The following is a 15,247-nucleotide window of genomic DNA, read 5'->3' as shown; positions in this document are numbered from 1 at the left end:
TATAATAACGGCTTAAAGGTGTTCAAGTCATTTCTATCAATACGCCCCCTAGAGCGCCAGCTAAAACAATGAGCCACGGGGGGAGTTTCCAATAAACCAACATAAAGAATAATATGGCTGCTAAGGAAAAATCTAATGGCGTAATAATAGCACTCGTCCATATGGGCATATAAAAGGCTGATATTAGTATTCCAACAACAGCAGCGTTAATGGCAATAAATGCTCCTCTTATGTGATGATTCTTCCTTAATGCATGCCAAAAGGGTAAGACACCAAAGATAAGCAGTATGGCAGGTAAAAAGATAGAAAATGTTGCAATCATGCCTCCTAACCAACCATTCATATCAGCGCCAATAAATGCTGCAAAGGTAAATAGTGGACCAGGCACAGCCTGCGCAGCGGCATAACCAGATAAAAAGGCTTCTTCACTAATAAATCCAGTAGGAACAAATTCTCTTTCTAATAAGGGAAGAACTACATGTCCTCCTCCAAATACCAATGCACCAGCCCGGTAGAAACTGTCAACCATACTTAGCCAAGTATTTGAAATTAAACTGCTTAAAATCGGAAGGATGGTTAAAAGCCCGAAAAATAAGCTTAAACAAACCAATCCTATCTTCTTTGATAACGGTACTTGTAATGATAAACCGTCATGCTCCTCTTTTTTACTAAACATAGAATAACCAAGCAATCCAGCTACCAGAATGACCCCAATCTGCGATAGGTTATGGGGAATAAGTAAGGTGATCAAAAGCGCGAATAAAGCGATTGATTTTCTAGTCAAGTCAGGGGTTAAACTCTTAGCCATCCCTAAAATGGCATGAGCGACAATGACTACAGCAACTATTTTCAACCCTTGGATGATGCCAAATTCCATTAGACCAAGCTGTTGAGCAAAGTAAGCGAATAAAATAAGTGCAATGACTGAGGGCATTGTAAAGCCAATAAAAGATACAATCCCACCTAAAACGCCACCTCTCATGACACCAATGCCAATTCCGACTTGACTGCTTGCTGGACCAGGTAGAAATTGACTTAATGCTACGAGGTCAGCATAACTTTTTTCGTCCATCCATTTTCTTTTTCGAACATATTCCTGATGAAAATAACCTAAATGTGCGACTGGTCCTCCAAAAGAAGTGAAACCAAGTCTTGTTGATACAATGAAAATCTCAAGTAGTTTTTTAAAGTATTGCATGCAGGACTCCTTTACTCTTTAATTTCTTTGAATAATTCATAGGCCTTTGCTCTTGCTTCAATTAAAATAGCTTCACCTTTTTCAGTAATGCGATAATACTTTCTTATTTTTCCATCTACCAATTGGTCTTCTTTTAACAATAAACCATCAGCTTCCATTCCGTGGAATATAGGGTATAGTGTACCTGCGCTAATGGTATAACCATGTTCTCTTAATTCGTCTAACATCCAGCTTCCATATATGGGATGCTCTTTGGCATGATGTAAAATATGAATATGGATAAAGCCTAAAAATAACTTCCTTAATATCTTATTGTTTTCCAACCATAAGGACTCCCTTTTGTTTTCTGATACCGATATCGGTTTTCGATAACAATATTAATATAAATCATTTTATATGTAAAGTGTAGGTTTTTTAGTGTTCAATTAAAAAGGGTATCTAATTTGAAAGTATAAAAGAATGGACCCCTATCAATGGGGCCCAACTTCCATTCTGTCTTTTATTTCACCCGCAAAACTTGCCCAGGATAAATCGTATAATTAGCGTCTAATCCATTCCAGCTTCGAATTTGTGCAATTGTGCTTCCATACCTTTGTGATAAGGCGTAGACAGTATCTCCGCTGACAACTGTATGATAGATAGCTCCTCCTGATGGAACCAGGTTGAAGGCACGTACGAGTCCATTTACATGTCCTTGGGCAATAGCTTGAATAAATGACGCTTGTTTTAATTTGTTGGCATCAGCAACTGTGTCAATAAAACCGTTCTCTGTTAAAATAGCAGGCATATTGCTTTCTCTTAATACGTGAAAATTGGCTTGCTTTCTCCCACGATCGGCGAAGTTAACGACTTTCATTATTTCTTCATGGATGATATTTTGATAGGTTGTTGTAGGTGTGCCGGATCCAGGATAGATATAATCCTCATAGCCAGTACCGCCACCGGCATTAATATGAATGGATAAGAAGTAATTGGCCCCCCAAGCGTTGGCATCGTTTGTTCTTTGGGCAAGAGAAACGGTTTGGTCACCTGTTCGACTCATTCGTACCTCAGCATTACTATATCCTAATAATAAATCTCTTACCTTTGTAGCTATTTGTAGTGTAAGGTTCTTTTCCTGTAAACCATTACCTACTGCTCCAGGGTCAGTACCACCATGACCAGGATCGATATATATTTTTACCATATGAAAATACCTCCTTTTCTAATAGTTTTATGCAAAGGATGTATTTAGTGCTTGTACACTTAAACTACTTTTTAACCATTTGATTGATTCGCACAAGGAAGGTTAGTAGGAAGAGGTAGATTCTAAACAAGGTCATTAAAGAGGTATGGAGATATTTAGCTTATAAAAGCGGGAATGACTATGATGGTCTTGCTGTCGATAAAGAGGGGAGCGGAGGCTTTCTTCTAATAGGAAGGTTAAGACACGGGGAAATTGCTGAAGAGCAGTAGGAGTTACTGCTCTTCTTCACGTTCCACAATTTGATAACCTAATTTTTTTAGTCCGCCTTCAATACTTCTGACAAATGTCACTTCTAAATCTTGGAATTGGTCTCTCATTCTTGTTGAGCTAGCAAGTGCGGTTGGAATACCCGAAAGCATTACCTTTACGCCCATAAGTTTAAGAGCAGAGACTAATCGATTAAGTGCGTCGGAAAATTCATAATTAGAGATTTGCATTTCAGATAAGTCGATGAGAAAAGAAGAAATTTTATGGCTTAATGTATAATTTAATGTATCCTCAAGAATTTTTCTTTCCCTTTTATCGTTGACGTTGCCTTGTAGTGCCAAGATAGCAATCCCTTTTGATATCGGAATGATGGGTACGCTGAGTAAATCGATATCTTCATAAAGGTCATCGAGTTCAATAATATAGGAGAGGACATCGGCAATGGACTGGACCATTTCCACTTGTTCATTGGTAAATGTTTTTTCATCTTTATCCATTAAACAGAGCGTGCCGAAGTTTGATCCATCTGTGCGATTTAATGGAACACCAATAAAGGCTTTCACCCCAAGCTCATCGGTGATTTTTCGCTTTTTTGTTTCTTCATCAGCCATTAAATCCATCACGGTTTTCGCAGGTTCATTATTTTCTAATACAAGTTTGCAATTCGATTCTTGATAATCAACAGCAATATCGTCTGGTATGATAAATTCCACTTTATTATAGGAATTAATAACAGTCATTTTATTGCCTACTTTTTTGGCTATATATGCAGAATTGACATCTAAGTTTTTAGTTAACAACGCAAATAATTTAGTAGACGTATCCACTAGTGATTGGTAAACTGTTTTATCCTTTACTTTACTGATCATCGAACATCTCTCCAAAATTGATTGATACTATAATTTTAGCATAAAAATAGAATCACTGATTACAGATGCAAGAACTTAATTCTTTTCGCGCTTCATCAATTCTTCTTCAAAGAAAAATGTACCAGGATATTTATTAACGACATAAGAGTATCTTTTCATATTTTTTACATACTGGCTTTTTGATATAATCACTTGCTCTTTCGTCCTTTTTATATTTACCATTTCCCCGATACGAAACATTTCTACGCTCATAATCTCAATCCCTTTCATTAGTGAAGATAATGTGTCCTTACCGTTAATGAAAAAAAGACTCCTAGATGGAGTCTTTTTTTCTATAGTAATTATGCTTTGTTAACGTTAGCTGCTTGAAGACCACGTTGACCTTGTTCGATGTCAAATGTTACTTTTTGACCTTCGTCTAAAGATTTGAAGCCTTCGCTTTGAATTGCGCTGAAATGTACGAATACATCTTCTCCGCCTTCTTGCTCGATAAATCCAAAACCTTTTTCTGCGTTAAACCATTTTACTGTACCTGTTTCCATGTTATCGTCTCCTGTTGTGGGGTTACCACAAATGTATTACTACCCTTGTTCAAACATACGATTTTAAGACAAAAAATTCCTTAGAAGAGATTTCCTCTCTCTCAATTTTACACCGAACAAAAATAATTATATTCATCATACCATTTATCAATGATATTAGCAAATACAGGAAGGTGTTATTTAATGTAAAAAAAAGATAAGACTAGCAAGGGGCTGGATTTCAAAAGTCAGTTTAATGTTTTAGGTATGCAGGATTTAAAGAATAGGACTTTGCTTGATGATATACTTAAAGTAAAGATGCAGTTTAGTTAAATAAGAAGCATTAATGTAAAGAAAGAGTACCGTAGGATATAATAGAACAAGTATTAAATATTCTGAAAGAGAGTTGATTTTGTTATGGATACCCAAGTAACTACGAAATTTAAAATATATAAGCAAACAAATGAGGTTTTTGAAGCCATAGTAGACCCTTTCAAAATCGGAAACTTTTGGTTCTCATCGAGTTCTGAAAGATGGGAACAGGGCAAGACCATTACATTAAGATATGATGAATACGAAGCAGAAGGTATTATACATGTATTAGAAATCGAAAAAAATAAGAAAATCGTGTTTTCATGGGGCGGAGAATCTGATGAAGAAACAGTTGTTATAATTACACTGAAAGAGTTGGATAATGCGAGAACAATTATTGAGGTGAACGAATCAGGTCTTAATGAAGATGACCCTGAAATAGTAAACAAAATGCTAGGACAAAAAGAAGGTTGGGTTTATATGCTAACTTGTTTAAAGTGCTATTTGGAAAATGGTGTTAGTGATTTGAGAGCTTCATTAATCCATTAATAAAAAACCGACTATTATTATTTTGTGCATTCTTATTGAACTAAACCAGCTTATAGTTTGTCAAAATTTTTCATTAAAATATTTCAAACAACAATGACATATTAAAATAGATCATGCCAAATAACCTTCCACTTTCTCACTTTTGGAGGGTTTTGTTGTATATAGATAGATATAGTTCCTAATCTATATCCTTGAAAGTAGTTCTGTTTTTTAGTAAGGAGTAACCAATTTAAAAGCTTATTTACACTAGCATGTTTTGAGATTAAATCAAACATACTTCAATAAAACGCCTTATATAGGCCAAAGAAAGCTTGAATTTTAACAGTGTTGCTCAAGAGGCAGGAGTTAGTAAAGCGGCACTATACAATAACATAGAAATTAGAGAGCGAATCGAAATCATTACGTATGCAACAAGCACAAGTCCCAACTGCAAAGCAAATCAAACGTGAAATGGATAAAAAAACACCAAAGAAGCTATGATTGCTTCAATAAAACGTAAGGTTAAGAAGTTAGAGGAAGAAAAAAGGAATTACGTGAGCAGTTAAAATTTCCTATGAAGAAGTTTATAAAAAAATCTGAGGGAACTCCGTTTCCTATCTTGTTCAATTAAAGGACCATACTGTTGAAGATGAGCAGGGAATATTCACACACTCGCTGAAATATATAGATATGGACATTAAATAAATCGGGTTTCATATGACGAAACCCACCATAGGAGATGATCGGAGATGGAAACCCTAGTAAATCAAATTGAATTGAATGGGCTCACTTTTCAATATCGCGAGAGTGGAGAACCTTCCGCACCACCGCTTGTTGCACTTCACGCGCTGGGAAAAAGTGCAGAATCATGGGATCAAGTGGCTGCTGTATTAGGAGAAAAATATCGCGTTTTAGCTTTAGATCAACGGGGTCACGGTGGGAGTGCGAGAACTAGTACATATTCTTTTGAACTGATGTCCGATGACTTGTTTCATTTTGCGAATGCTATGAATTTAGAACGATTTGCGCTAATTGGTCATTCCATGGGGGAACAGTATCCTATCTTTTCTCGGAAACATTTCCGTCAAGGATAGAACGGTTGATTATTGAAGACACTCCTCCTCCTTTTCCGGATAAGCCGATCGAAGTTCCTTCCAAACCTTCTGATCCCCTACCGTTTGATTGGCTTGTTGTGTCTTCGATTCTACAGCAACTTAATGAACCCAATCGCGTCTTACCGACATTATCATGCCGACTCTAATTATAGGCGGTGAGTCCAGTCACATTCCTCAAAACAAATTACAGGAAGTTTCTGAACGCATCCCGAATTGCGAATTGGTGACGATAGAAGATGCTGGGCACTTTGTGCATGATGCTAATTTACCAGCCTTCTTAGCTGCTGTAAAAAGTTTTCTTAATTCATGAGTTTCAGTACACTTTTACTGTTATCCTAATTTTTATTAAACAATCGACGCTTATCTGAAATAAGGTAAACGTCCTTTTTCACAGAAAAAAGATTGAGTTGAGCGAATGATTTTGAAATAATTGGTATTGATCAATAGGGCCATATTGTTGAGGAATTAAGGACAGTAGATATCCTGATTAAAGATTATTTGTGGGAAGTTACACTTAAGCTAACGGTTGCAGTTGAAGAAGGATACCTTATTAATTAGTTTAAACAACAGCAAAAAGGGAGATTCTTTTTAAACAACCCCCCATTTGTATTGAATTATTTGTTCTTCAAGGTTGTGTTAGCTTCTTGTTGCAGGAAATCCTCAGTTGATATTACGTTGGCATACATACCATTAAGTGCACTGACAAACGCAAAATGAACCTGTTCAGCTGGCACGACCTTATCTTGATAAGATAATCCCCTTGTCGCACATGCATCTTCAATAAGAGTAGTTTCAAAGCCTAGCTCTACAGCACCTCTGACTGTGGCATCAATACACATATGCGTCATCATACCTACAATCACTAGCTTGGTCACTCTTTTTTCTCTTAATTTGCGCTCTAGTTCGGTTTTAAAAAAGCTGTTAGGTGCATGTTTTATGATAATACTTTCGTGTTCTAATGGTAAAACAGTTTCATTTAGTTGAACTCCCTCCGTATTTGGAAGAAAGAAGCCTAAACCTGGATTACTTGCAATATGTTGGACATGAAAAATATTATCTTTGTTATTCTGTCTAAACCATTCAAGAACTTTAGCAGCATTAGAGGCTGCTTTTACGGGGTTGCTTAATTCCATCTTTCCATTTGGAAAATAGTCATTTTGAATATCGACAATGATTAAAGCTGTGCTCATTTTTTTCACCTCATTAAAAAATTTATTATAATAAAATGATAAATAATATCTTGGTTTTTATCGATACTTTGATGAAAAACTTTTATATCAAATAATTTCACGGTGAAAGGAATTTATTATGGAAATTGATCAAATTGATTTTCAGATTCTACGGTTACTAACCGAAAACTCACGTATTCAATGGAAGGACTTGGGAGGACAAATTCATATGACTGGACAAGCAGTAGGGAATCGTATTAAAAAACTTGAGGAAAGTGGTGTAATTAAAGCCTACTCCCTAATAATCGATGAAATGAAACTCGGGCTTTCTTATACAGCGTTTGTCATTGTTCATATGAAAACAGCTAATCATGCTGCTTTTATTCGTTTTATTAAAGATCGAAAAGAGGTAGTTGAAGCTCACCGAGTATCTGGAGAAGGCTGTTACCATTTAAAAATAAAAGTTAAATCCCAAAATCAATTGAATCTTCTTCTTAATCAACTTCTCGATCATGGGAACTATAGTTTAAACCTATCAATACAAGAGATTAAACAACGTAATCCGTTGACTGCTATATTACAATAAACATTTGTTTCAAAGAAGTTTTGTGAAGTATTCTGCTTAAACAAAAGGGGGCTTATCTGTAATAGTTAAGTGACTAGAAGGCTCTTAATACTGTTGAACGATCTTCCATTAAAGGGCGCTTATCTTGAAAATAAAGGTAAGTGCTTTTTGATGTTAAGGGCCAGATTGTTGCATAGTATATATTAAAATTAATGGTAATTGGGGGCGATATATTTTGACAAATGAACGAAGAAATATGGGATTATTTCTTTCATAAGTTTGATTGTGAGCATTATTTCCATGGCTGTTTTTTTTGGTCGGAGGTACATTGGTTAACGATAATGTCACAATGATAACTGGCTTAATATTTTTAGTTATTACTTTGATTTTATATTTGTTTAGCAAAAGGAATCTATTCGGAAAGATTTTATTATACGTTTCTGCAACATTATATTAATTGTTTTGGTGATTTTTTTCGTAGGTAGGATTTTTATTTTGGAGCACACCGGAATAAAAAAGGGCAACTGGCACGAGTGTGACATAAGATTAAAGGTGGTAAGTATGGATATACTTTTGTTTCTTATTTCTTATATTCTGTTAGATATCATAGGGTCTGCTCTTTATGTTGCTGTACTTTTGTTTTTTTTCGCGACCCTTGGAAGGGTTTTTAATAAAGATGAGAATAAATGGAACTCATTTTTCCAATTTGGAAAAGGTATAGGATTTTATTTTATAATGATTTTTCCATATTTAGTAATGCTTGTTGTGATGTTTTTGGTAAGCAAAGTTTGGTTTGAGTTTATTAACTTTGAATATAGTGTTTTGGGTTCTTTAAGTGTGGTTACATTACTTACACTTATTATGATTTCTGAATTCCCTAAGCTCAGAGGTATTGTAAATAACAAGTTACAGTAAAACGATTAAATTGTGTGTAAGAACTGAGATATTGTTTTAAACAATCGGGCATAATTCTTGAAAAGAATTGTGCCTTCTTTCAGCTAAAGGGGGAGTTTGTGAAGTACGGAAAGAATTTTTTTATTTAAAAGAAGGAAACATCCATTTTTAATAGAATGTAAGTATTTTAATTAGAGGAGGTTGATCTTGTTGGAGAGAAGAGCCTTACTGGTATCCTCATTACCAGAATATGAAGAAGAGATTGGCCGATGGATATGGTGTTTAGCGGATGTTCGACGTACTCTTATTACTGAATTAACTGGAATCAGCCAAAGCTTAATTGACAGAAAAATAGTCGGAAGGCAATCAATTGGGACTCTTTTGTATCACATTGCATTGATCGAGGCAGATTGGTTATATGTAGAAGTACTTGGAACCGATTGGGATCCTGAAATTAGCTCATTATTTCCTTTAGAACATCGAACTGAAGGCAATTTAACTCACTTTGAGGGAGAAAGTATAGAGGACCATTTTTACCGGCTCAATAAGGTACGTGAAGTATTTCTTTCTCACTTTCGTTCAATGGACCTAACCGATTGGCGTAAACCGAGAGCACTTGAACATTATGACGTCACACCTGAGTGGGTTGTTTACCATTTGATTGAACATGAATCACATCATAGAGGTCAAATTTTTCAAATGCTTCGGGAATTACAATATGGTAAGTGTTAAAGAAAGGGAACTTATAATCCCTCTTGACTAACTGACTGGCTTTAGATAATTATAAAATCAATAAATGTGTTTAAGAAACATTTGCTAATTATTCACACTAATAGATAAATCAATTCGAGTGTTTATTTCATTAAAGGGCGCTTATACCAAATGAAGTGAGCCCAAAAAGTTAGACATTATATTAAGTTAAGCAGCTATGGAGGATTGTATTCGGTATTGCCCCGAGCTCAATCCTTTTAATTTTTCCCATTCATACGTTTGTGATTGTAGTATTCGTTATAGAGTTCAAGCTCACGCTTGAATTGAGCCATACTCTCAAATTCTTACATAAAAATAATTCCGATTTTAATAGACTAAAGACGTTCTCAATTACTGTGTTATCTAAACAATTGCCTTTACGAGACATACTTTGAGTAATACAATTTTGTTTTAATGCATAAGAGTATTCTTTCATTTGATAATGGCAATATTAATCTGAATGTAAGATAGGCGCATCTACTTCGGATAAGCATTAAAAGCTCTGACTAACATATCTGAAACAAGTCCATATGAGGAGGGCTTTGAATATTATAGGCTACGATTTTTACACCATTAAATAAATCTAGTATGGGGGAAAAGATATAATTTCTCACCAAATAAATGAAATGCGGTTTGTAAGCCAGTAATCATTTGCTGGCATTTTATTTAAAAGTTGACATACCCTACGAGGGTATAGTAATATTGGTTTTGTCAATCCGGTATATCGGCAGTTAATTCTATATCTAGAGGGGGGATAAGAATGGACGAATTGATCATGATTTCTAATGAAACATGTTGCAGCAGTCAAGAAAAAGAAAGTGGAAACTATCCAAGTGATTTACAAGATAAACTTCATTAAGAGGATGAACAGAATTGAGGGTCATATTAAAGGAATAAAAAATATGATGACGAGAAAAAATTTTTGTGATGATATTTTACATCAAATACAGCAGCCCAAACAGCATTAGATCTTGTTTCCCGCGTTTTGTTAGAGAGTTATATTAACACTTTGTGTGATTGTGAACGGTTAAGACAAGATGATCCGGTGGAAGAATTTTAACGACCTTTTCAAAAATCACAAAATTTAATCAAAAATTTACTATTTATTATACCTAACATAGGTATGGTAATGTGAATATATTAAAACTAGTAAAGTCATTTAAGGAGGAATTATTATGCAACAAGTTACACTTAATGTACAAGGAATGTCTTGTGGACATTGCGTTAATTCAATTGAGGGAAATGTAGGAGAACTGAAGGGTGTGGAAACTGTAAAAGTGCATCTGCAAGATGGAAAAGTAGACGTAGCCTTTGACCCGGAAAAGGTAGACTTGAAAGATATTACCGAAGTGATTGAAGAGCAAGGCTATGATGTTGCCTAAGAAGAGCGGTCGTGCTTCTGTAGCACGATTTTCTTTTTAAAAAATATATACCCTTATGGGGTACTTGTTTAGGAGGGAAAACAATGATGAGAGCAAACAAAGAAGTAAGTTTGCAAATTCAAGGCATGACTTGTGCAGCATGTGCCAACAAAATTGAAAAAGGTCTAAACAAGATAGACGGTGTAATAGATGCCAATGTCAATTTTGCGATAGAAAAAACAAAGGTTGTTTACAATCCTGAGAAAACAAATGTGCAAGATTTTGAAGATAAAATCGAGAAATTAGGTTATCGCGTGGCACATAATAAGCAAACATTTGATATATCTGGGATGACTTGTGCAGCATGTGCGAATAAAATTGAAAAACGAATAGCTAAAATGGATGGAGTTTCTAATGCTACGGTTAACTTTGCCCTGGAGAATGTCATGGTTGAATATAATCAAGACCAAGTGACAACTGGAGATATGATTGAAGCAGTAAAAAAGCTGGGGTATACGCTTAAGGCTCAAACATCCAAAGAAGAAACGGCCAACAGTAAGGATGAAGAAGTACGAAATCAGACTGGGAAATTCATTTTCTCCGCTATTCTGACATTTCCTTTGTTATGGACTATGGTCACGCATTTTAAGTTTACTTCTTTTATCTATTCACCAGATATGTTAATGAATCCATGGGTACAATTGGCATTAGCTACTCCAGTTCAATTTATTGTTGGCGCACAATTCTATCGAAGTGCGTATAAAGCATTACGAAATAAAAGTGCAAATATGGACGTTCTCGTTGCACTCGGTACATCTGTCGCATACTTCTATAGCATTTTTCTCGGTATTGAATGGCAAATGAATGGTCAAGAGGGGATGCCAGTACTCTATTTCGAAGCAGCGTCAGTTATTATTACATTAGTTATCCTTGGGAAGCTTTTTGAAGTGCGTGCCAAAGGACGCACAGGTCAGGCTATTCAGAAATTGCTTGGCATGCAAGCTAAAACAGCACGAGTGATACGTGATGCTGTCGAACAAGAAATAGCAATTGAAGAAGTAATTGTTGGAGATACCATTATTGTTCGTCCAGGTGAAAAAATTCCAGTTGATGGGCAAATTATAAAAGGTGAATCTGCTGTAGATGAATCTATGATTACAGGAGAAAGTATTCCTGTCGATAAAAAAATAGGCGACATTGCCATTGGCTCAACGATTAATAAAAATGGAATGTTAACCATTGAGGCTACCAAAGTTGGAAAAGATACTGCGCTATCCCAAATTGTAAAAGTGGTAGAGGAAGCACAAGGAAGTAAAGCAGATATTCAGCGAGTGGCAGACCATGTATCAGGTATCTTTGTTCCTATTGTTGTAGGGATTGCAATCGTGACGTTTCTTGTTTGGTACTTCATCGTCGAACCTGGTGAATTACGATCAGCACTTGTTCCTGCCATTACAGTTCTTGTCATTGCTTGTCCATGTGCGCTTGGTTTAGCGACACCAACATCTGTTATGGCTGGTTCTGGACGGGCTGCAGAACTAGGTGTTTTATTTAAAGGTGGAGAATATTTAGAGAACACACGCTTATTAAATACAATTGTTTTAGATAAAACTGGAACAGTAACCAAAGGGGAGCCAGATTTAACAGACGTTCTTCCTCAACAAGGATTCACGGAGGAAGAAGTACTATCCTTAGTGGCATCTGCTGAAAATAGTTCTGAACACCCTCTTGCTGAAGCGATTGTTAAAGGTGCAAAAGCAATGGGTACTATGGTAAAAGAACCAGATTCATTTGAGGCGATACCTGGCTTTGGTATTCGTGCTGTAATAGAAGGTAAAACAGTTTTTGTTGGTACAAGAAAATTGATGCAACAACAAGCTATCGATATCACTTCTATAGAAGAAGTGATGTCAAAACTAGAATTAGATGGTAAAACAGCAATGTTAATTGGTGTTGATCAACAATTAGCAGGAGTGATTGCTGTAGCTGATACTGTGAAAGAAACATCAAAAGCAGCTATTGAAAGAATGCACGCGCTTGGCTTAGAAGTCATTATGCTTACAGGTGATAATGAACGGACAGCACAAGCAATTGGTAAACAGGTCGGTATTGACCGTGTTATTGCAGAAGTGATTCCTGAACAAAAGGCAGATGAAATTAAGAAATTACAAAAAATGAATAAAAAAGTAGGCATGGTAGGTGATGGCGTGAATGATGCGCCTGCTCTAGCTGTTGCGGATATTGGAATGGCGATTGGTACAGGAACAGATGTAGCCATTGAGGCAGCTGATATTACACTTATGCGAGGAGATTTGCACAGTGTGGCAGATAGTGTAGAACTGAGCGACAAAACGATGCGAAATATTAAGCAAAACCTGTTCTTTGCGTTTTTCTATAATTCTGCCTCTATCCCAATTGCTGCTATTGGCTTACTGGCTCCATGGGTTGCCGGAGCTGCAATGGCGTTTAGCTCCATATCTGTTGTACTAAATGCCTTGCGGTTACAACGTTTAAAGCTAAAGGGAGGGCAGTAAAGCTATGTCAATCAAAAAGTGGGTTTCTCTAGGTAGTGTATATTTAATATTGGTTATCCTAGCATATAGCTTAATTACTGGAAATAACCCTTTTCAAAGCGGAGAATTAGACCATAATCATGAAACTTCAGAAGTTCAAAAGGAGGAAGAAACAATGGAACATAGGCAGCATAATCATCATCATGACCATCAGGTTGAATCAGAGCTTAATACAAATGTTACGTACAATGATGGAAGAGTTTTTATTAAATTGGAAGCTGATAATGGAAACCCACCTAAACTTGCTAAAGAGCATGAAAAAGAGATGCATTTTATCATTGTTTCTAATGACTTAGAGGCGTATTATCATTTACATCCAGATAAGGAACAACAAGGTTCATATGTAGTAAATCAAGAGTTGAGTGACGGCACTTACCAAGCATTCGTTGATATTACTCCAGAAAATAAGGCGTACCAGGTCGTCCCAAAACCAGTGCAGATTGGAACAAACGAAACAGATAAAGCAAGCCTAGAGAGTGAGGATAAATGGACAAAAGAAATTGATGGGAAGACCGTCACCTTAGAGGATGTTAATGCTGCGGTTGAAGAAAAAGTTCCTTTGGTATTTGATACGCATGGGGAAAAGCCAGATCCACATCTAGGTGCCTTAGGGCATGTGGTGATTGTTGACGAGGAGGTTGAACAATATATTCATGTTCATCCAGCTTCAGAAGATACAACCACGTTCAATGCGCATTTTTCTAAACCTGGTAAGTACAAAATTTGGGCGGAATTTAAGTTTGGTGATAATGTAAACGTCTATCCGTTTATTTTAGAAGTAAAGGAATAAAACAAAGTTAAAATAAAGGAGTGGGGTTTTGAGATGAAAAGCTATCAACTTGAAGTTTACACTAGACCTACTTGCTCTGATTGCCAAGATTTGAAAAAATTCTTGCAAAGTCATCATATTCCTCACAAGGAATACGATTTAGCAAAACAACCATCAAAAGAAAAAGATCTAATTAAGATAACCGGAAGCAGAATTGTTCCAGCACTTGTGTTTTCTCATCCGTCCCTCTTAGGATGGATGAGAAAACCAAAAAGCATGATAGGGTTCGAAAGGAATAAAGAAGAGATAAAGAAGTTATTAATATAGCATAGATAACATTATGTACCTGCTTTTTGTGCATAGATATATTTTCACTAATTTTATACCCTACTATGGTAAAGTATTCGTAATTAATGAAAAAATAGTTGGATTTAAAAGGGAGAAATGATATGGAGAGCGATGTTAAAAAACTTAAAATAGCCGTAAATGGAGGAATAGGGTTTGGGGCAAAGCTAAACTCAAAACAACTTACGATGATCTCAAAATATATGAATGAAGATGAGGAACTGGAGTTGACAACCTTCCAACAACTCTATGTAGATATCCCAGAAGATAAAAAAGAAGAAATCATAAAAAATTTTGAAAATGTCGGGTTAGCATGTTACCCAGTTGGAAACTATGTGAAAAGTTTGAGAACCTGCAATTTTTGCAAAGGAGAAGAAGAGGAAGGAATGCCGGTAGCAAAGGAATTAAATAAACGCTTTGCGGGAAAACCTGTACCGTTTACCCTGAAGTTTGCTTATACAGGTTGCCCTATAGGGTGCGGTGAACCAATGTTAAGCGACATAGGCGTTATGAAGTTTAAGGATCATTACAATTTATATGTTGGTGGAAAAGCAAAAGGAAGAGATGCGGAAGTTGGTTATCTACTGAAAGAGAATCTAACTCCAGAAGAATTGTACGATACTGTAGAAAAGATTATTGCTACCTATTCGCAAATGGGTAAAAAACGGGAGACATTCTGTAAATTCTGGAAGAGGGTAGGTAAGGACCAATTGATAAGTTAATATAAATGCTTTTTTCGTTGTGGATTAATAAAAAGGTAAAGGGAATTAATTTACTTTTTCAATGATGGACTATCATTTAATATCGAAACTAATTAAACTGTAA

Annotated in this window: 18 protein-coding genes and 2 pseudogenes; 12 read left to right on the top strand and 8 right to left on the bottom strand. The window is 35.9% G+C overall.

Annotated features, from left to right (window positions below):
* Positions 1–22 precede the first annotated feature (22 nt).
* From chrA to MKX83_RS21665, 6 genes are all read right to left on the bottom strand, one after another.
* On the bottom strand, positions 23–1,198 hold the full coding sequence (gene chrA, locus MKX83_RS21690; protein WP_341057910.1) for a chromate efflux transporter: 1,176 nt from the start codon (positions 1,196–1,198) through the stop codon (positions 23–25).
* A gap of 11 nt (positions 1,199–1,209) precedes the next feature.
* On the bottom strand, positions 1,210–1,521 hold the full coding sequence (locus tag MKX83_RS21685) for a PadR family transcriptional regulator (RefSeq protein ID WP_180316920.1): 312 nt from the start codon (positions 1,519–1,521) through the stop codon (positions 1,210–1,212).
* A 176-nt stretch (positions 1,522–1,697) separates the two neighbouring features.
* Entirely contained in the window at positions 1,698–2,384 is a 687-nt protein-coding gene (locus MKX83_RS21680) for an N-acetylmuramoyl-L-alanine amidase (protein ID WP_095371724.1), read from the bottom strand.
* A 272-nt stretch (positions 2,385–2,656) separates the two neighbouring features.
* Complete coding sequence (locus MKX83_RS21675) at positions 2,657–3,520, bottom strand: GAF domain-containing protein (protein WP_341057908.1); 864 nt, start codon at positions 3,518–3,520, stop codon at positions 2,657–2,659.
* Positions 3,521–3,595: 75 nt separating this feature from the next.
* On the bottom strand, positions 3,596–3,772 hold the full coding sequence (locus tag MKX83_RS21670; RefSeq protein WP_224937267.1) for a hypothetical protein: 177 nt from the start codon (positions 3,770–3,772) through the stop codon (positions 3,596–3,598).
* An 89-nt stretch (positions 3,773–3,861) separates the two neighbouring features.
* Positions 3,862–4,062: a cold-shock protein gene (locus tag MKX83_RS21665; RefSeq protein WP_095371726.1), complete on the bottom strand. Its 201-nt coding sequence runs from the start codon at positions 4,060–4,062 to the stop codon at positions 3,862–3,864.
* 396 nt (positions 4,063–4,458) lie between these two features.
* Between MKX83_RS21665 and MKX83_RS21660 the strand changes: the two genes are divergently transcribed.
* The 3 genes and pseudogenes from MKX83_RS21660 (at position 4,459) to MKX83_RS24695 (ending at position 5,975) form a co-directional block, all read left to right on the top strand.
* Complete coding sequence (locus tag MKX83_RS21660; protein WP_341057905.1) at positions 4,459–4,902, top strand: SRPBCC family protein; 444 nt, start codon at positions 4,459–4,461, stop codon at positions 4,900–4,902.
* A gap of 299 nt (positions 4,903–5,201) precedes the next feature.
* Positions 5,202–5,481 (top strand): annotated as a pseudogene (locus MKX83_RS24700) (DUF6262 family protein); the annotation flags it as partial.
* A 149-nt stretch (positions 5,482–5,630) separates the two neighbouring features.
* Positions 5,631–5,975: an alpha/beta fold hydrolase gene (locus tag MKX83_RS24695; RefSeq protein WP_445293170.1), complete on the top strand. Its 345-nt coding sequence runs from the start codon at positions 5,631–5,633 to the stop codon at positions 5,973–5,975.
* Between the two features lie 635 nt (positions 5,976–6,610).
* Here MKX83_RS24695 and MKX83_RS21650 read toward each other — a convergent pair.
* A complete protein-coding gene (locus tag MKX83_RS21650; RefSeq protein ID WP_341057904.1) occupies positions 6,611–7,186 on the bottom strand; it encodes a cysteine hydrolase family protein in 576 nt (191 codons plus the stop codon).
* Between the two features lie 118 nt (positions 7,187–7,304).
* Between MKX83_RS21650 and MKX83_RS21645 the strand changes: the two genes are divergently transcribed.
* The 3 genes from MKX83_RS21645 to MKX83_RS21635 all read left to right on the top strand — a co-directional run bounded on the left by MKX83_RS21645 (position 7,305) and on the right by MKX83_RS21635 (position 9,356).
* Entirely contained in the window at positions 7,305–7,751 is a 447-nt protein-coding gene (locus tag MKX83_RS21645; RefSeq protein WP_095370616.1) for an Lrp/AsnC family transcriptional regulator, read from the top strand.
* A gap of 540 nt (positions 7,752–8,291) precedes the next feature.
* Positions 8,292–8,645, top strand: coding sequence for a hypothetical protein (locus tag MKX83_RS21640; RefSeq protein ID WP_341057903.1), 354 nt, complete (start codon positions 8,292–8,294; stop codon positions 8,643–8,645).
* Positions 8,646–8,831: 186 nt separating this feature from the next.
* Positions 8,832–9,356: a DinB family protein gene (locus MKX83_RS21635; protein ID WP_224937262.1), complete on the top strand. Its 525-nt coding sequence runs from the start codon at positions 8,832–8,834 to the stop codon at positions 9,354–9,356.
* Positions 9,357–9,542: 186 nt separating this feature from the next.
* Here the strand turns inward: MKX83_RS21635 and MKX83_RS21630 are convergent.
* Positions 9,543–10,007 (bottom strand): annotated as a pseudogene (locus MKX83_RS21630) (transposase); the annotation flags it as partial.
* 230 nt (positions 10,008–10,237) lie between these two features.
* On the opposite strand from MKX83_RS21630, the gene MKX83_RS21625 reads away from it, so the two are divergent.
* The 6 genes from MKX83_RS21625 (at position 10,238) to MKX83_RS21600 (ending at position 15,144) form a co-directional block, all read left to right on the top strand.
* Entirely contained in the window at positions 10,238–10,342 is a 105-nt protein-coding gene (locus MKX83_RS21625; RefSeq protein ID WP_263624216.1) for a metal-sensitive transcriptional regulator, read from the top strand.
* Positions 10,343–10,549: 207 nt separating this feature from the next.
* Complete coding sequence (gene copZ, locus MKX83_RS21620) at positions 10,550–10,756, top strand: copper chaperone CopZ (protein ID WP_224937260.1); 207 nt, start codon at positions 10,550–10,552, stop codon at positions 10,754–10,756.
* Between the two features lie 86 nt (positions 10,757–10,842).
* Positions 10,843–13,269: a heavy metal translocating P-type ATPase gene (locus MKX83_RS21615; RefSeq protein WP_341058655.1), complete on the top strand. Its 2,427-nt coding sequence runs from the start codon at positions 10,843–10,845 to the stop codon at positions 13,267–13,269.
* Positions 13,270–13,273: 4 nt separating this feature from the next.
* Complete coding sequence (locus MKX83_RS21610) at positions 13,274–14,098, top strand: hypothetical protein (protein WP_341057894.1); 825 nt, start codon at positions 13,274–13,276, stop codon at positions 14,096–14,098.
* Between the two features lie 33 nt (positions 14,099–14,131).
* The gene (locus MKX83_RS21605) at positions 14,132–14,404 is read left to right on the top strand and encodes a glutaredoxin family protein (protein ID WP_224937258.1); all 273 of its coding nucleotides are present in this window, start codon (positions 14,132–14,134) and stop codon (positions 14,402–14,404) included.
* 122 nt (positions 14,405–14,526) lie between these two features.
* Entirely contained in the window at positions 14,527–15,144 is a 618-nt protein-coding gene (locus tag MKX83_RS21600) for a nitrite reductase (RefSeq protein ID WP_289435222.1), read from the top strand.
* Positions 15,145–15,247 lie beyond the last annotated feature (103 nt).

Origin of the sequence: Cytobacillus sp. FSL M8-0252, assembly GCF_038007345.1 — a bacterium.
Taxonomy (GTDB): Bacteria; Bacillota; Bacilli; order Bacillales; family Cytobacillaceae; genus Cytobacillus; species Cytobacillus kochii.
Note: the sequence above shows the minus strand (reverse complement) of the source record. Positions and strands in the feature narration are given on the sequence as shown.